Raw genomic sequence first — 15799 nt, forward strand, 5'->3', positions numbered from 1 at the left:
GGCAGCGATACCGCTCCGGGGCTTTTTTATTCAGGCGGCCTTCCTGATAGAGGTCCGCACGTCAGCAAAGATCTCGACCGAACGCAGCCGCTTTTCGATGTCGTGGATGGGCATGGAGACGATCAGCTCATCCGCCTGCGTTTCCGCCAGGAAGCCGTCGAGATGGCGTTCGATCGTTTCGGGTGAACCGACGGCGGCGAAACGCAGCGTGTGTTCGACCGAGAAGCGCTCCATTTCGTTCCAGTAGCCGTCCATGCTGTGCACTGGCTTGGGGAATTGCGTGCGCACATTGCGGCGCAGATTGACGAATTGTTGCTGCGACGAGGTGAAGAGATGCTGCGCCTCCTCGTCCGTATCGGCGCCGACACCCATCACGCCCACCATCACATAGGGCTTGTCCAGTACCTCGGAGGGCTGGAAGCGCTCGCGATAGATATGGATCGCTTCCATCAGCATGTCAGGAGCGAAGTGCGAGGCGAAGGAATAAGGCAGGCCGAGTGCGGCGGCGAGATGCGCGCTGTAGGTGCTGGAGCCGAGCAGCCACAGCGGCACGTTGGAATTCATGCCCGGCACGGCGAGAATGGCCTGATCCTGCTGCGGCGGGCCGAGGTAACGCTGGAGTTCGACGATATCGTGCGGGAAGTTTTCCGCGCCGGCATCGAGGTTGCGGCGCAGCGCCCGCGCTGTGCGCATGTCGGTTCCGGGCGCACGGCCGAGGCCGAGATCGACGCGGCCCGGCAGAAGTGCGGCAAGCGTGCCGAACTGCTCGGCAATGACGAGCGGCGAATGGTTGGGCAGCATGATGCCGCCGGAACCGACGCGGATATGTTTGGTGGCCGCGCCCACATGGGCGATGACGAGTGAGGTTGCCGCACTGGCAATGCCCGGCATGCCGTGGTGCTCCGCCAGCCAGAGGCGATTATAGCCGTGTTCTTCGGCCTTGATCGCCATTCGGCGGGAATTTTCAAGCGCCTCGCTGACGCTCTCGCCTTCGCCGATGGGCGAAAGGTCGAGAATGGAAAAGGGGATCATCCGACGCTCCTGCGAAATCCAAGTCTTTGCTGCGGATGTAAGGCGCGTGTCCCGATTTACCAGAGAAGTCGCGCAGAATTGAAGGATGGTTCAAAAAAATTGGGGCCTCCGGAGAGGCCCCTGTCTTCCATATGACTGGGCCGCCTCAGCCCGCCCGCCGGAATTGCCGGCTTTCATGATGCCCCGTCGCGGTTTCCGAAGCCAAGACGAACTGTCCGAGCCTGCCATCCATTTCACCCGCTTCGGAAGCGAGATTGTGAATGGCGGCCGTCGTCTCTTCCACCATGGCGGCGTTCTGCTGGGTCATGGCGTCGAGGCTGGCGACGGTGCTGTTGATTTCCGACAGCGTGTGCGCTTCCTCGCGGGTGGATTCCATGATCTCCTCGATGCGCGTACTGATGGTCTGCACATGTCGGCCGATGCCGGTCAGAGACGCGCCGGCTTTTTCCACCAGCGTCACGCCGGCGGAAACCTCGTCGGTGGAGCGTTTCAGCAGGCTGGTGATTTCTTTCGCGGCCGCCGCCGAACGCTGTGCCAATTCGCGCACTTCCTGCGCCACGACAGCGAAACCCTTGCCGGCCTCGCCGGCGCGGGCTGCTTCCACTCCGGCATTCAAGGCAAGCAGATTGGTCTGGAAGGCGATTTCGTCGATGACGCCGATGATCTGGTTGATCTGGCGCGATGATGTCTGGATAGCCTCCATGGCGGCGATGGTCTGCTCCATCACCCGGCTCGATGCCGTCGCCTCCGTGCTGGCATCGCGGGCGATCCGTGTTGCCTGCTCGGCGCGTTCGATCTGGTCGCGGACGGCTGCGGTAATCGCCTTGATGGCGCTGGCCGTTTCGGTGATGGAGGCCGCCTGCCGCTCTGTGCGTTCCGCCAGCTGGTCGGCGCCCACCCGCATCTCTTCGGAACCGCCACGGACAGCGGCGGAATTGCCGCCAATGGCCTGCATGGTCTCGCTGAGGCGTGCAAGCGCCGTATTGAAGTTGTGGCGCAGGCTTTCGAGATCATCGGGAAAGACGGTCTCTATGCGATAGGCGAGATTGCCATTCGCCAGCCGGTCTAGCCCCTCATCCAGAGACTGCACGACCATCTGCAGGGTGCCGGCCTCGGCTTCACGCTCGGCAAGATGGGCGCGGCGCGCCGTTTCGGCCTCTTCCCGTGCACGCGATGCGGTTTCTTCCATTTCCCGCTGCAAGATGAGCTTGTCTCGGAAGCTGCCAAGGGCGCGGGCCATACGGCCGATTTCGTCCCCGCGGTCCTGATTGCCGATTTCGGCGTCGAGACGGCCCGCAGCCACTTCGCCGGTCAGCCCGGCAAGCTTTTCCAGCGGCGCGAACAGGCGGCGCGCGAAAAATGCCGTCGCCACGCACATGGCGGCCAGAACGCAAAGGCCGATCAGCGCGAGCGTGCCGGCAATCGAGACGGAGCCGGCGTTCAATTCGCTGCGCAATATGGTTTCGACGGCAAGGTATTTTTCGCCGGCAAAGGAGAAGGGGCGGGCATAGGCATTGGCTTCGCCATCCGCGCGGTCGATCCTGGCAATGGTCATGCCTGTCGCGCTCAGGGCTTCGCCGTGGAAACCATAGACGGCCGGGTCGAGGCTCACCAGCTTTTCGCTGTCCACACCCAGAACCTTGCCGTCGGCGGCCATGATCGCCGATTGTTCTGAACTGCCGGCGGCGATACCTTTCGTAAGTATCTGAGCGAAAACATCTTCCTTGACGCGAAACAGAACTATTCCCTTGAACGCGCCGAATTTGACGACCGGAACGCCGAAATAAATACCCGCCTCTTTCGTGGCGGCATCGATCCGCAACCCGGAGAAACTGGTCTGCGCCACATCGTTCACGGCCTTTTCAGCATTCGCCGCGCCGCGCGCGAAAGCCGCGCCGAGGCCGCTTTCCGTCCAGACGCCGGCCGTTATTGTTTCGCCGAACGCAGGTCCTTTCAGATAGGAATAATAGACGGCGCCGGCGGGATCGATGAAGAGGACGTCGCTGAACGGCGTTCCCTGGAGATAACCGCCGATATCCGTCTGCGTCTTTTCATGGGTGGAATAATAAAAGCCGCTGGGGCTTTCGGGCTTGATCAGCTTTTCCCTGTCGGTGAAGGGGTTTTCCTTGACGAAAACGCGCTGCAGTTCCGCCTTCGCGTCCCCCGAATTCTTCTGCACGGTGGCCCAGCCGCTGCGCATGGAAACAACGGCCATTTGCAGGGATTCGATCTTGGCGATGGAATCCGCCTGTGTTTTCAGCTGCTCAAGACGCTCCTGGAGCATATCGCCGCGAAAGACGAGAATGCTCTCCATGGACTTCGACGCCTGTTCCTCGAGAACGCCGCTGCTGCTCTGATAACCGAGGAGCGTGAGAGCCCCGGTCGAGATTGCCATCAGTGCCAGGAAAATCACCAGCACCTTGGTGGATATGGAATGAAAACGGTTCAGCATGGCCGATGAAGCCCCTAATGCCGGATCAGTTCCCGCGCCATGCGTGGATGGCGCCATCGGACGGCTGATATGGCGAACATGTTGTGCTGCGGATCATCATGTCCGCAGCTCCCCTTTTTTTGATTTTGTGGCAGAACAATGCGGTACGCGGTTTAAGCAGAGGTAAATGCTGCACTGCAAATTTGATGAATGTTGTCGTTTTGTTCACTTATCGCTGGCAGGGTCGCAGCCGGAAAGATAAGGTAGCTCATGCAAAAGACGATTCGAATCATCGGCATCGATCCGGGACTGCGTCGCACCGGCTGGGGTGTGATCGATACCCTTGGCAACAGCCTCAGGTTTGTCGCCTCCGGCACGGTGACGTCGGATGGGGATATGGACCTCGCCTCCCGGCTGTGCCAGCTGCATGACGGGCTGGCGGAAATCGTGCACAGTCACCAGCCCGACGAGGCGGCGGTGGAGCAGACTTTCGTGAACAAGGATGCGGTGGCGACCCTGAAGCTCGGCCAGGCGCGCGGCATCGCCATGCTGGTTCCGGCGCGCGCCGGGCTGCCGGTCTTCGAATATGCGCCCAATGCGGTCAAGAAGGCCGTCATCGGCGTCGGGCACGGCGAAAAGCAGCAAATTCACATGATGCTGAAAATCCTGATGCCGAAGGCTGAATTCAAGGGTAACGATGCGGCGGACGCGCTCGCCATCGCCATCTGCCACGCCCATAATCGCGGCGGTGACAGGATGCGGCGGCTCCTGGCGGCCGGTTGAATATATGTCTTACTGAGCGGGCGGCATCATGATCGGAAAATTGAAAGGCAGCATCGAGGAAATCGGCGCGGACTACGTGCTGGTGGATGTGCACGGCGTCTGTTACGTCGCCTATTGTTCGGCGCGTACGCTGTCGAAGATCGGCTCCGTCGGGGAGGCGGTGGTGTTGTTCATCGAGACCTATGTGCGCGAGGACCAGCTGAAGCTCTTCGGCTTTCTCTCGGCGCTGGAGCGGGAATGGTTCAATCTGCTGCAAAGCGTGCAGGGGGTTGGCTCGAAAGTGGCGCTGGCCGTCCTTTCCACGCTCTCGCCTTCCGAACTCGCCAATGCCATTGCGCTACAGGACAAAACGATGATTTCACGCGCGCCCGGCGTCGGGCCGAAGGTGGCCGTGCGTCTCGTGACCGAACTTCGTAACAAGGCGCCCGCCTTTGCGGGAGAAGCGTCGGCCTCGATTGGCCTCAAGCAGGAACTTGGGGAAGGCGTTGCTTCCGCGCCGGTGGCGGATGCCGTTTCAGCGCTTACCAATCTTGGCTATTCACGCGATCAGGCGGCCAATGCGGTTGCTGCCGCCCTGAAGAATGGCGGGGAGGGCGGCGACAGCGCCAAGCTGATCCGGCTCGGGCTGAAGGAGCTTTCGCGGTAAGGATGGCCCGTCAAGTGGACGTGGAGCCCGTGCATATCCTGAATTTCGTGAAGCGCGTTGTTGCGATAGTCATGATATAGCGGCGGCGGTCACCTGATGAATTCGGCTACAACAATGGAATGCCCTGAATGAGCGATGCGGAAAGACTGATTACCCCGGAAAAGCGCGGTGAGGATATCGACACCACGCTGCGCCCGCAGTCGCTGGATGATTTTACCGGCCAGGCGGAGGCGCGCGCCAATCTCAAGGTGTTCATCGAGGCCGCCAAGAATCGCGGCGAAGCGCTGGATCACGTGCTGTTCGTCGGCCCGCCCGGCCTCGGCAAGACGACGCTGGCGCAGATCATGGCCAAGGAGCTTGGCGTCAATTTCAAGTCCACTTCCGGGCCGGTCATTGCCAAGGCGGGCGATCTCGCCGCACTTCTTACCAATCTCGAAGAGCGCGATGTCCTCTTCATCGATGAAATCCACCGCCTCAACCCGGCGGTGGAGGAAATTCTTTATCCTGCCATGGAGGATTTCCAGCTCGATCTCATTATCGGCGAGGGGCCGGCGGCGCGCTCGGTGAAGATCGATCTTTCCAAATTCACCCTTGTCGCCGCCACCACCCGTCTCGGCCTGCTGACGACGCCGCTGCGCGATCGTTTCGGCATTCCCGTCCGGCTGGCTTTCTATACCGTCGATGAACTGGAGCTGATCGTCCGGCGCGGGGCGCGGCTGATGGGGCTGAATATGACCGACGGCGGCGCGCGCGAGGTGGCAAGGCGAGCGCGTGGCACGCCGCGTATCGCCGGACGGCTATTGCGCCGGGTGCGCGATTTCGCCGAGGTGGCGCGGGCGGAAGCCGTCACGCGCGAGATTGCCGATGAGGCTTTGACGCGGCTTTTGGTCGACAATATGGGTCTGGACCAGCTGGATATGCGTTACCTCACCATGATCGCCGTCAATTTCGGCGGCGGCCCGGTCGGCATCGAAACCATCGCCGCCGGGCTTTCGGAGCCGCGCGATGCCATCGAGGACATTATTGAGCCCTACATGATCCAGCAGGGGTTCATCCAGCGCACGCCGCGTGGGCGTATTCTGACCGCCACGGCCTGGAAACACCTTGGCATGCAGCCGCCGAAAGATCTCGACGCGGCGCAGTTTCGCCTGACGCTGGAGGATGATTGAGGGAACAAGGCCGGCGTGCCGGCATTTGATCGTCTTTGGCACGGAGATGGTCATGTCGGCATATCGCAAGGGAACGAAGGTCCGCTGGAACTGGAGCAGCGGAACCGGTGAAGGTAAGATCGTCGAGACTTTCACGAGCGACGTCGAACGCATCCTTTCCGGTTCAACGGTAAAGCGGAAGGCGAGCAGGCAGGAGCCCGCCTATCTGATCGAACAGGAAGACGGCGCGAAGGTTCTGAAAAGCAGATCGGAGCTTGAGCGCGTCGATTGAGCGACGCCGTCCTTCGGCGGCAATGGAGGAACCTTCATGTCTTACGATCCACTGCGGGTCTTCCGCAAACTCGCGCGCAACAACCGGCTGGCCAATTTTCGGCTGCACCAGGCCTGTCTTCAGCTTTCGCAGGACGCGTTTGTCGCCTCCCGTGTCAGTTTCTTTCCGACGCTGCGCGCGACGCTCAACCACATCTACACCGTCGACCGGTTTTATATCGATGCCCTGCAGGGCGGCACACTCGGCCTTGCGGCCTTTGCCGAAGAGGAGCCTTTCGCCGCCATGGCGGATCTGCATGTCGCCCAGACGGCATTGGACGAGGTGCTGATCGCATTTGTCGACGGTCTCGATGAAGGCGGCCTTGCGGCAACCGTCCATATCCATCGCGGCACGCGCATCCAGCGGGATCGCTGCGACGATGTCCTGTCCCATCTCTTCCAGCATCAGACGCATCATCGCGGGCAGGCGCATGCGATGTTGTCCGGCACCGCGGTCAAACCGCCGCAACTGGATGAATTCATTGTGGGAGACGATGCAAAGGCGAGAAAAGACGCGATGGATGCGTTAGGGTGGACGGAAGATGATTTGATGTTTCCAGCCCACAGGTCAGCATGATGGCGCACGATAACAAAAGCCAGGACACCCGTATCCGCATCAAGTTCAAGCCGAAGCGCATTTTCCAGATGCGGGTGGCGGGGCTGGCGTTTCGTGCGGGGCATGTGCTGGTGCACCGCGCGTCGCATGAAAAATTCTGGACCTTTCCGGGCGGCCGCGCCGAAATGGGCGAACGCTCCGAAGAAACGCTGGCGCGCGAAATGGTGGAAGAGCTTGGCGTCGAGGCCAAGGTGGGACGCCTTCTCTGGGCGGTGGAAAATTTCTTCCATTATGAAGGCAAGGACTGGCACGAACTCGGATTTTATTACCTGATGGACTTGCCGGAGACGCTGGCCTTTCATCCGGCCGATATCATTCACCGCGTTCAGGACGGCGACAATGAACTGGAGTTCCGCTGGGTTGCGGCAACGCGGCAGGCATTGACGGCGCTTGATATTCCGCCCTATTTCATCGCCGACGAAATAGAACATCTGCCGCAGACGACCAGACATCTCGTCTGGCATGACGGCGATCTGGACGATAAATGACAGCTGCGCCTCTACGCCATATGATCCGGCTGGACCGGAAACCGCAGCTTTTCAGCATGCGCGTGGCGGCGTTGATCTTCCAGAACGGCCATCTTCTCGTCCAGCGCGGCGCAAAGGACAGCTACTGGGCGTTGCCGGGTGGGCGGGCCGAGATCGGCGAGAGTTCCGAAGAAACCATCCTCCGTGAAATTGGTGAGGAACTTGACCGGGATTGTTCGGTTGAACGCCTTTTATGGTCCGCCGAGAATTTTTTTGCTTATGACGGTTATGCCGCGCATGAGCTGGCATTTTATTATCTGGTTTCGCTTCGCCAGGCTTTGCCTTTCCATGAAAGCGATATCGTTCACCGGGTGCTGGATGGTGTCGAGGTGGAGTTCCGCTGGCTGCGCGCGCAATCCTCCACCCTGCTGGAGCAGGATCTCAGGCCTCGTTTTATTGCAGACCGCATTGAGGCTCTGCCTCCGCGCCACGAGCATCTCATCGTCCGCGAAGGTGGCACCGCTCCGGACGCACTGACCAAGGAGACATTATGAGCGAGCTAGTGGTTTCGCTTTCCGGTGAACTCATCGAACATGGGCATCGCCTGACGCAACGGGTCTATTACGAGGATACGGATTTTTCCGGCCTCGTTTATCACGCGCGTTATCTGCATTTTCTCGAGCGTGGCCGCACCGATTACCTGCGTTGCCTCGGCTGCGAACAGAGCGCGCTTCTGACCGCTGACGAGGAGGGGCTGGTCTTCGTCGTCCACCGCATGGAGATCGATTTCAAGACGCCGGCGCGGATGGATGACGTCTTGACGATCACCACCGTCACCGAGAAAGCCGGCGGCGCCAAAATGGTGCTCAATCAGGAAATCCGGCGCGGCGAAACCTTGCTGGTCGCCGCCAAGGTCATCATCGCCGTCATCAATGCCAATGGCCGGCCAAGGCGCCTTCCGGAGACCGTGGCCGAAAAATTCCTGAAGTAATTGGCGGCCCGGTTCAGTAAATCCGCCCGGCATGCCCTGGCTGTAACACTCCCTTAACCATAATGGTGTCTTACTTTAGCAACTGGCATTTGTGCGGCGCACGCCTTCCTTTCACCAAATTTATTGGCAAGTAAGGCTTACTGGCAAGTATCGGGGTATGGCAAAGGGGTTAACGGCTGTTGCCGCATGACTTCGAGCGTTAACACGCGTTTGAATCGCCCGGTCCCGTACCGGGCGTTTGGATTCGGGGATTGGATATTTATGGAACAGGCAGGTTTGGCAGCGGCGACGCACGATGTAAGTCTCTGGGCACTGTTTATGCAGGCGGGCCTCATCGTGAAGCTCGTGATGATCGGACTGATCGCCGCCTCGGTCTGGACGTGGGCGATCGTCTTCGACAAATATGTGAGCTTCGGCAAGGCAAAGCGCCAGTTCGACCAGTTCGAACAGGTCTTCTGGTCGGGCCAGTCGCTCGAGGAGCTTTACCGCACGCTGGCGGAACGCCAGAATGGCGGCCTTGCGGCAATTTTCGTTTCCGCCATGCGGGAATGGAAAAAATCCTTCGAACGCGGCGCGCGTTCGCCCATCGGTCTGCAGATGCGCATCGACCGGGCGATGGACGTGACCATTGCGCGTGAGGGCGAACAATACGAGGCGCGCCTCGGTTCGCTCGCCACCATCGGTTCGGCAGGTCCCTTCATCGGCCTCTTCGGCACGGTTGTCGGTATCATGACCTCGTTCCAGGCGATCGCCGGTTCGAAGTCGACCAACCTTGCGGTCGTGGCGCCGGGTATCGCCGAAGCGCTTCTGGCAACGGCCATCGGCCTTGTCGCGGCTATTCCGGCGGTTATCGCCTACAACAAGTTCACGGCCGATGCGCACAAGCTTTCCGCCCGCATGGAAGGTTTCGCCGACGAATTCTCCGCGATCCTGTCGCGCCAGATCGATGAAAAACTTCAGACACGGCAGGCCGCCCAGTAAGCGGCCGCATGCTGTGCAGTAATTTGCCGCAAGGCAAAATGGAGTAGATGATATGGGTATGTCAGCAGGTGGCAGCGGCGGCGGTTCCGGTGGACGCCGGGGTGGGCGCGGCGGACGGCGCCGGGGCGGCGCGATCAGCGAGATCAACGTGACGCCGCTTGTCGACGTCATGCTGGTGTTGCTCATCATCTTCATGGTGGCCGCGCCGATGATGACGGTCGGCGTGCCGATCGATCTGCCGCAGACCTCCGCCAATGCGCTGAATTCGGATACGCAGCCGATCACGATTTCCGTCAATGCCAATGGCCAGATCCATTTGCAGGAAACCGAAATCCAGGCGGCCGAGGTGGCCGACAAGCTGCAGGCGATCGCCACCACCGGTTATAACGAGCGTATCTTCGTGCGTGCGGATTCCGTTGCCGCCTACGGCGTCGTTGCCGATGTGATGGCGCGCATCCAGGCGGCGGGCTTCAAGAATATCGGCCTTGTGACCCAGCAGAAACAGGACAATTGACGTAAAACGATGAAGGGCAGCCTTACCACATCCGCGATCGTGCACGCGTCGCTTCTGGCTTTCGCCCTCGTTTCCCTGGGCTCGCCGGAGCCGCTCGACGTGTCGCAGGCCGAAGCCCTGCCTGTGGAACTGGTGCCCATCGAGGAGCTGAGCCAGATCCAGCAGGGCGACAAGAATGCGCCGAAAGCGGAAAAATCGGCTCCGGTGCCGACCACGCGCCCTGACATCGTCGAAAACGCCCAGAATGTCGGTAACAACACAGCCGATCTCGACGCGCCGCCGACCCCGACGACCAAGCCCAACGACAATCTCAGCGCCGCCGCCCCCGCCAAGCAGGAAAAGCCGCAGCCGGTCGTCGATACCAAGGCGAATGAGGTGAAGGACATCGTCAAGGAAGAGACCTCGGCGCCGAAGCCGCAGGAAATGGCCGCCTTGCCGCAGACCAAGCCGGAAATCGCGCCGCAGCCGAAGACGGAGCCGCCGCCGCAGGAAACCAAGGCGGAGGAACCGCCGCCCGCGCAGCAGGAGCCGGCCGAAATTCCCGTGCCGCAGAACGTGCCGCGTCCCAACGCCCGCCCCGAGCCGCCGAAGCCTGAAGAGCCGAAGCAGGCAGAGACCAAGCCTGCCGAGCAGAAGCCTGCCGAAAAGCCGGCGGAGACCAAGCCCGATCAGGCGAAATCCACGGACAAGCCGTCCGACAAGAAGCCCGGCGAGAAAAAGCAGGAGACCGCAAAAGCGACGTCTTCGAAGGAAAGCGACTTCAATGCCGACGATATTGCCGCGCTTTTGAACAAGCAGGCGCCCTCCGGCGGCGGTGCGAAGCGCTCCACCCAGCAGGCTTCGCTTGGCGGCAAGAAGACCACGGGCGGTTCGACGCTCAGCCAGACGGAAATGGATGCGCTGCGCGGTGCGATCCAGAAGAACTGGCAGATCATTCCCGGCATGGCGGATGCCTCGGACGTTCGCGTCCGGGTGACCATGAAGCTCGACCGTGATGGTTCCATCATCGGTCGGCCCGAGATCGAGGCCACGGGTGGTTCCGAGGGAACGCGCCGTGCTCTTTCCGGCGGAGCCTATCGCGCCATCATGCGGTCTGCTCCGTTCACGAACCTTCCTGCCGACAAATATGATGCATGGAACGAAGTCGTCGTGAACTTCGATCCCAGTGAATTGCTATGAATGCTGAAAGGCCTGGCAACATGAAGATATTTTCGCCGATCCGGCTGGTGCTCGCTGTCGCGGCCCTCATGTCGGTTTTCTCTGCACCGGCTTTTGCGCGGGTGGAAATCAACATCAACAAGGGCAATGTCGAGCCGCTGCCCATCGCCATCACCGACTTCATGTCGGGCGACGGTATCGGCGCACAGGTGTCCGCGGTCATCGCCGCCGACCTGCAGCGTTCCGGCCTCTTCGCGCCGGTCAATAAAAGCGCCTTCATCGAAAAGATCAGCAATCCGGATCAGCAGCCGCGTTTCGAGGACTGGAAGGTCATCAACGCCCAGGCGCTCGTGACCGGCCGCGTGACGCGCGAAAGCGATGGCCGCCTGCGCGCCGAATTCCGTCTTTGGGATACGTTCGCCAACCAGCAGATGACCGGCCAGCAGTTCTTTACCCAGCCGGAAAACTGGCGTCGTGTCGCCCATATCATCGCCGATGCCATCTATGAGCGCATCACCGGCGAAAAGGGCTACTTCGACACCCGCGTCGTTTTCGTCTCCGAAAGCGGTCCGAAGACGGCCCGCAAGCGCCAGCTGTCGATCATGGACCAGGACGGTTTCAACGTCCGCAACCTCACCAATTCGAACGACATCGTTCTGACGCCGCGCTTCTCGCCGAACCGCCAGGAAGTCACCTACATGTCCTTCGAGGGCCAGCAGCCGCGCGTCTATCTGCTGCAGCTGGAAACCGGGCAGCGTGAAGTTGTCGGCAATTTCCCCGGCATGACATTCTCGCCGCGCTTCTCGCCGGATGGCCAGAAGGTCATCATGAGCCTGCAGCAGGATGGCAATGCCAATATCTACACCATGGATCTGCGCTCGCGCACCACGACGCGGCTGACGAATACGGCGGCGATCGATACCGCGCCGTCCTATTCGCCGGACGGGCAGCGTGTCGCCTTCGAAAGCGACCGCGGCGGCCGCCAGCAGATCTACGTCATGAATGCCGATGGCTCCGGCCAGCAGCGTGTCTCCTTCGGTGATGGGTCCTACTCCACGCCGGTCTGGTCGCCGCGCGGCGATCTGATCGCCTTCACCAAGCAGTCGGGCGGCAAGTTCTCGATCGGCGTGATGAAGACTGATGGTTCCGGCGAGCGCATCCTGACCAGCGGTTTCCACAATGAAGGCCCCACCTGGGCGCCGAATGGCCGCGTGCTGATGTTCTTCCGCCAGAACGCCGGCGCCGGCGGTCCGCAGCTCTATTCGATCGACCTGACGGGCTATAACGAACAGCTCATCAAGACGCCGACCTTCGCTTCGGATCCGGCCTGGTCGCCGCTTCTGGATTGATATGACTGCCATGACGGCGCCGGTGTGAACCGGCGCCGTCATGTTTTACGCATGCCTTACGGGAAAGCGCCTCTTTCTTGCCGCAAAGTGTTGTGAGGGAGCAAAAAAGTGGGACATTTCCTTTCTGTTAACCATAAGCGTTTGCCGGCTATTAACTGCGATCCGTTAGTGTCTGGCAACGTTATTGAAATTCCAAGGAGAGACCGGCGATGAGCCGTACACATATTTCGGCACTCAGCCCCATACAGAAACTGGCCCGTAACCCGGCTGTCATCGCCATGACGCTCGCGCTTGCTCTTGCAGGCTGCGCGAACAAGAAGAACATGCCGAACAGCGCCGGTGAACTCGGCCTTGGTGGCGCGGGCTCCGCAACGCCGGGCTCCCAGCAGGACTTCACGGTCAATGTCGGCGACCGCATCTTCTTCGACACGGACTCGACCTCGATCCGCGCCGACGCCCAGCAGACCCTGCAGCGTCAGGCACAGTGGCTCGCCCGTTACCCGAACTACGCCATCACCGTCGAAGGCCATGCCGACGAGCGCGGTACGCGTGAATACAACCTTGCGCTCGGCGCACGCCGCGCGGCGGCAACCCGCGACTTCCTGGCCTCCCAGGGCGTTCCGGCCAGCCGCATGAAGACGATCTCCTACGGCAAGGAACGTCCGGTCGCCGTTTGCGACGACATTTCCTGCTGGTCGCAGAACCGCCGCGCCGTGACGGTTCTCGGTGGCGCGGGCATGTAATCGCCTGACGCAATTGTGAACGTGAATGAAAGGCGGTCTTCGGGCCGCCTTTTGTTTTTTTCATAGTTTGGCCGAAGTTAAGTTGCTTTTTCGGTCGATATGGAAAGAATCCGGCTTGCGTCATTCCGGCGCAAATCAGTTAAGGCAGGACGAATGAGATGAAGAAACTTGTCGTGGCGGGAATGCTGGGGCTTGCAGCCTGCACCGGCCTGAGCGGCATTGCCGTTTCGGGTCCGCTGTTCGGTGCGGGGGGTAGCTTCGGCACGATCAACTCTCAACAGGCCCCGGTCGTCCGGGTTCAGGCCAATGAAGCCTATCGGGTTCAGCAGCTCGAAGAGCAGATCCGGCAGCTCAACGGCCGTATCGAGGAAATGAGCTTCCAGCTTCTGCAGATGCAGGAAACGATCCGCAAGGCGCAGGAAGACAACGAATTCCGCTTCCAGGAACTGGAAAGCGGCAATGCCGGCGGCAAGGGCGCAAGCCCGGCGACGCCGAAAAAGAAGGCGGAGGCCAGTCCGGTCAATCCGGCCACGCCGCCGACCGACGACGTTGCAACCATCATCGAAACGCCACCCGAGGGTGGCGCTTCCGTTTCGTCGTCTGCTCCGTCCAGTGCGCCGACGGGCGCGCCGGGCGAAACGACGCTCGGCTCGATCGAACTCGATTCCCGGGGAATGCCGGTTGGCGGCACGCTCAATCAGAACGCCAACAATTCGTCCGGCAGCCTTCCCGGTGTGAGCACCGGCAACGGCACCCGCAAGACCGATCCGGTCAACACGGCGGCGCTGACCAGCGAAAGCGATATTTACCAGGCCGCTTATGGCCACGTCCTTTCCGGCGACTACAAGCTGGCGGAACAGGGCTTCCAGCAATATCTGCAAGGTTACCCCAAGGGCACCAAGGCTGCGGATGCGAGCTTCTGGCTGGGCGAGGCGCAATATTCGCAGGGCAAGTTCAACGAAGCCGCAAAGACGTTTTTGAACGGCCATCAGGCCTATGGCAAATCCCCCAAGGCCCCTGAAATGCTGATGAAGCTCGGCATGTCGCTTGCCGCGCTCGACAATACCGAAACCGCCTGCGCCACGTTGCGCGAGGTGCCGAAGCGTTATCCCAATGCGTCCAAGACCGTCTTGAACAAGGTTGCGAGCGAACAGAAGCGGCTGAGCTGCTGATCTCTTTCCTGCCATTGCGGCGGTGTTTCCATGCCGGTTGATGCCCGCTTCCCAAGCGAAAAGACAGTTGCGCCGCTTCCGGCAGCAAGGTCCTTTGTCGCAAATCTCCGCAAACCTTCCCATATTCTCGTTGCAATTTCAGGCGGCAGCGATTCCACCGGTCTGTTGCTGGCGCTGCATCAGGCAATGGCGGAGGCGGGCTGTGGCCGGCTGCGACTTTCCGCCGTCACCATCGATCACGCGCTGAGAGTGGAATCCGCCGAGGAGGCCCGCCAGGTCGCCGCGCTTTGCCTTGATCTTGGCGTTCCCCATGTTACGCGCCGGTGGGAGGGCGCCAAGCCCGCTTCCGGTCTTTCCGACGCCTCCCGCCTCGCGCGCTATCGTCTGATCGCCGAGGTTGCCGATGGGATCGGCGCCGATCTTGTCGTGACGGGGCATACGATCGGCGACCAGCGGGAAACCGTGGCGATGCGCGCCGCCCGAAATGCCGGAGCTGACAATCTCGGCCTTTCCGGCATGGCGGATGCGGTCTTGTACGATGGCCGCCGCTGGATCATGCGGCCGTTTCTTGCCTGTGAAAGACAGGCGATCCGCGATTACATACTGTCGCGCTCACAAAGCTGGGTGGACGATCCCAGCAATGAAAATACCGGATATGAGCGTGTACGGGTAAGGCAGGCTCTTACCGGTGCTGCGGTTCACCTTGATGCCGAAGCAGCCGTCAAACGGCGGAAGCTCTCTGAAAATACGGCCGATTTCCTGCGCGGGCATGTGCAGGTCTTCCATGCCGTGCTCGCCGGAATAGCCGCGGACAGTGTGATGCCCGATCGTTCCGAATTCAGGCATGCATTGGCGGCGCTCATCGCCACGCTGGGGGGAAGGACCTATTTTCCGGCTGCAAGCAGCATGGAGCGGGTTCTGCGTCTTCTCAAGACCGGGGAAAACGGACGGTTGACGGTCGGCCGTGTTCTGCTCGACCGCCGCCGCGACGGGCTTTATATTTTTCGCGAGCAGCGAAACCTGCCGGAGCTTTCCGTCGGGGCGCATGGGCAAGGGCTTTGGGATGAGCGCTTTCTTGTGAAAAACGGATCGTCGGTTCCGATCCGTGTCACGGCGGGCAGGGTGGACGATGCGCCGCGAGCGGAGGCGCTTTTTCCGTCCCTGCCGCCCGCAGTGGCGAAACCGGCCACGGCCGGCCTGCCGCAAATCGCCGCAGCGGCTCCCCACGCCATATCCCTGGCGGGGGACGTGACCATCACGCCGAGGCTTGCGCCATTCGATCTTTTTTTGCCGCGCTTCGACCTTGAGTTGGCAAATGCAATCGCTGTTTTGTGCGGGCGTGCCGCATATCCACAGCCCCCGGTTTAAATCCGGCCTCTTTTTCGTGAATTGCCATGGAATAGTTTTTACACCAAAACGCATCAGATAACGCCCTTCG

General features: G+C 60.9%; 17 protein-coding genes. 15 read left to right on the forward strand and 2 right to left on the reverse strand.

Annotated features, from left to right (window positions below):
• Window positions 1-30: 30 nt before the first annotated feature.
• Both ACI2KA_RS14710 and ACI2KA_RS14715 read right to left on the reverse strand, forming a co-directional pair.
• Entirely contained in the window at window positions 31-1032 is a 1002-nt protein-coding gene (locus ACI2KA_RS14710; RefSeq protein WP_404503217.1) for an LLM class flavin-dependent oxidoreductase, read from the reverse strand.
• A 145-nt stretch (window positions 1033-1177) separates the two neighbouring features.
• Window positions 1178-3484 carry a methyl-accepting chemotaxis protein gene (locus ACI2KA_RS14715; RefSeq protein WP_404503218.1) on the reverse strand — a complete coding sequence of 769 codons (2307 nt, stop codon included), beginning with the start codon at window positions 3482-3484 and terminating at the stop codon, window positions 1178-1180.
• Between the two features lie 249 nt (window positions 3485-3733).
• Here ACI2KA_RS14715 and ruvC point away from each other — a divergent pair, with 249 nt between their 5' ends.
• The 15 genes from ruvC to tilS all read left to right on the forward strand — a co-directional run bounded on the left by ruvC (window position 3734) and on the right by tilS (window position 15729).
• Window positions 3734-4246, forward strand: a complete 513-nt coding sequence (ruvC, locus tag ACI2KA_RS14720) for a crossover junction endodeoxyribonuclease RuvC (RefSeq protein ID WP_004445748.1) — start codon at window positions 3734-3736, stop codon at window positions 4244-4246.
• Between the two features lie 28 nt (window positions 4247-4274).
• Window positions 4275-4892: a Holliday junction branch migration protein RuvA gene (gene ruvA, locus ACI2KA_RS14725; protein WP_003523218.1), complete on the forward strand. Its 618-nt coding sequence runs from the start codon at window positions 4275-4277 to the stop codon at window positions 4890-4892.
• Window positions 4893-5020: 128 nt separating this feature from the next.
• A complete protein-coding gene (gene ruvB, locus ACI2KA_RS14730) occupies window positions 5021-6061 on the forward strand; it encodes a Holliday junction branch migration DNA helicase RuvB (protein ID WP_404503219.1) in 1041 nt (346 codons plus the stop codon).
• A gap of 52 nt (window positions 6062-6113) precedes the next feature.
• Window positions 6114-6332, forward strand: coding sequence for a DUF2945 domain-containing protein (locus ACI2KA_RS14735; RefSeq protein WP_404503220.1), 219 nt, complete (start codon window positions 6114-6116; stop codon window positions 6330-6332).
• Window positions 6333-6368: 36 nt separating this feature from the next.
• Window positions 6369-6947 (forward strand): DinB family protein, encoded by a 579-nt coding sequence (locus tag ACI2KA_RS14740; protein ID WP_404503221.1) that lies wholly within the window; start codon window positions 6369-6371, stop codon window positions 6945-6947.
• Window positions 6947-7474: an NUDIX hydrolase gene (locus ACI2KA_RS14745; RefSeq protein ID WP_404503222.1), complete on the forward strand. Its 528-nt coding sequence runs from the start codon at window positions 6947-6949 to the stop codon at window positions 7472-7474. Before ACI2KA_RS14740 ends, ACI2KA_RS14745 begins: the two co-directional genes overlap by 1 nt.
• The gene (locus ACI2KA_RS14750; RefSeq protein WP_404503223.1) at window positions 7471-8007 is read left to right on the forward strand and encodes an NUDIX hydrolase; all 537 of its coding nucleotides are present in this window, start codon (window positions 7471-7473) and stop codon (window positions 8005-8007) included. The genes ACI2KA_RS14745 and ACI2KA_RS14750 overlap by 4 nt, the downstream gene beginning before the upstream one ends.
• Complete coding sequence (ybgC, locus tag ACI2KA_RS14755; protein WP_045019133.1) at window positions 8004-8444, forward strand: tol-pal system-associated acyl-CoA thioesterase; 441 nt, start codon at window positions 8004-8006, stop codon at window positions 8442-8444. The genes ACI2KA_RS14750 and ybgC overlap by 4 nt, the downstream gene beginning before the upstream one ends.
• 261 nt (window positions 8445-8705) lie before the next feature.
• Complete coding sequence (gene tolQ / locus ACI2KA_RS14760; RefSeq protein WP_003497570.1) at window positions 8706-9425, forward strand: protein TolQ; 720 nt, start codon at window positions 8706-8708, stop codon at window positions 9423-9425.
• A gap of 52 nt (window positions 9426-9477) precedes the next feature.
• Window positions 9478-9939 (forward strand): protein TolR, encoded by a 462-nt coding sequence (tolR, locus tag ACI2KA_RS14765; RefSeq protein ID WP_004445732.1) that lies wholly within the window; start codon window positions 9478-9480, stop codon window positions 9937-9939.
• Between the two features lie 9 nt (window positions 9940-9948).
• Window positions 9949-11118, forward strand: a complete 1170-nt coding sequence (locus ACI2KA_RS14770) for a hypothetical protein (RefSeq protein WP_404503224.1) — start codon at window positions 9949-9951, stop codon at window positions 11116-11118.
• 20 nt (window positions 11119-11138) lie between these two features.
• Window positions 11139-12446, forward strand: coding sequence for a Tol-Pal system beta propeller repeat protein TolB (tolB, locus tag ACI2KA_RS14775; protein ID WP_404503225.1), 1308 nt, complete (start codon window positions 11139-11141; stop codon window positions 12444-12446).
• 209 nt (window positions 12447-12655) lie between these two features.
• Window positions 12656-13189: a peptidoglycan-associated lipoprotein Pal gene (gene pal, locus ACI2KA_RS14780; RefSeq protein ID WP_404503226.1), complete on the forward strand. Its 534-nt coding sequence runs from the start codon at window positions 12656-12658 to the stop codon at window positions 13187-13189.
• A 158-nt stretch (window positions 13190-13347) separates the two neighbouring features.
• Window positions 13348-14361 (forward strand): tol-pal system protein YbgF, encoded by a 1014-nt coding sequence (gene ybgF / locus ACI2KA_RS14785; protein WP_404503227.1) that lies wholly within the window; start codon window positions 13348-13350, stop codon window positions 14359-14361.
• A gap of 30 nt (window positions 14362-14391) precedes the next feature.
• On the forward strand, window positions 14392-15729 hold the full coding sequence (tilS, locus tag ACI2KA_RS14790) for a tRNA lysidine(34) synthetase TilS (protein ID WP_404503228.1): 1338 nt from the start codon (window positions 14392-14394) through the stop codon (window positions 15727-15729).
• The last annotated feature ends 70 nt before the right edge of the window (window positions 15730-15799 follow it).

This window comes from Agrobacterium sp. NPDC089420 (genome assembly GCF_044900305.1).
GTDB lineage: Bacteria > Pseudomonadota > Alphaproteobacteria > Rhizobiales > Rhizobiaceae > Agrobacterium.

What these genes read in the sequence shown, in the direction of transcription:
- ACI2KA_RS14710 (WP_404503217.1), bottom strand. Translation starts at nt 1,032, where the DNA reads ATGATCCCCTTTTCCATTCTCGACCTTTCGCCCATCGGCGAAGGCGAG.
- ACI2KA_RS14715 (WP_404503218.1), bottom strand. Translation starts at nt 3,484, where the DNA reads ATGCTGAACCGTTTTCATTCCATATCCACCAAGGTGCTGGTGATTTTC.
- ruvC (WP_004445748.1), top strand. Translation starts at nt 3,734, where the DNA reads ATGCAAAAGACGATTCGAATCATCGGCATCGATCCGGGACTGCGTCGC.
- ruvA (WP_003523218.1), top strand. Translation starts at nt 4,275, where the DNA reads ATGATCGGAAAATTGAAAGGCAGCATCGAGGAAATCGGCGCGGACTAC.
- ruvB (WP_404503219.1), top strand. Translation starts at nt 5,021, where the DNA reads ATGAGCGATGCGGAAAGACTGATTACCCCGGAAAAGCGCGGTGAGGAT.
- ACI2KA_RS14735 (WP_404503220.1), top strand. Translation starts at nt 6,114, where the DNA reads ATGTCGGCATATCGCAAGGGAACGAAGGTCCGCTGGAACTGGAGCAGC.
- ACI2KA_RS14740 (WP_404503221.1), top strand. Translation starts at nt 6,369, where the DNA reads ATGTCTTACGATCCACTGCGGGTCTTCCGCAAACTCGCGCGCAACAAC.
- ACI2KA_RS14745 (WP_404503222.1), top strand. Translation starts at nt 6,947, where the DNA reads ATGGCGCACGATAACAAAAGCCAGGACACCCGTATCCGCATCAAGTTC.
- ACI2KA_RS14750 (WP_404503223.1), top strand. Translation starts at nt 7,471, where the DNA reads ATGACAGCTGCGCCTCTACGCCATATGATCCGGCTGGACCGGAAACCG.
- ybgC (WP_045019133.1), top strand. Translation starts at nt 8,004, where the DNA reads ATGAGCGAGCTAGTGGTTTCGCTTTCCGGTGAACTCATCGAACATGGG.
- tolQ (WP_003497570.1), top strand. Translation starts at nt 8,706, where the DNA reads ATGGAACAGGCAGGTTTGGCAGCGGCGACGCACGATGTAAGTCTCTGG.
- tolR (WP_004445732.1), top strand. Translation starts at nt 9,478, where the DNA reads ATGGGTATGTCAGCAGGTGGCAGCGGCGGCGGTTCCGGTGGACGCCGG.
- ACI2KA_RS14770 (WP_404503224.1), top strand. Translation starts at nt 9,949, where the DNA reads ATGAAGGGCAGCCTTACCACATCCGCGATCGTGCACGCGTCGCTTCTG.
- tolB (WP_404503225.1), top strand. Translation starts at nt 11,139, where the DNA reads ATGAAGATATTTTCGCCGATCCGGCTGGTGCTCGCTGTCGCGGCCCTC.
- pal (WP_404503226.1), top strand. Translation starts at nt 12,656, where the DNA reads ATGAGCCGTACACATATTTCGGCACTCAGCCCCATACAGAAACTGGCC.
- ybgF (WP_404503227.1), top strand. Translation starts at nt 13,348, where the DNA reads ATGAAGAAACTTGTCGTGGCGGGAATGCTGGGGCTTGCAGCCTGCACC.
- tilS (WP_404503228.1), top strand. Translation starts at nt 14,392, where the DNA reads ATGCCGGTTGATGCCCGCTTCCCAAGCGAAAAGACAGTTGCGCCGCTT.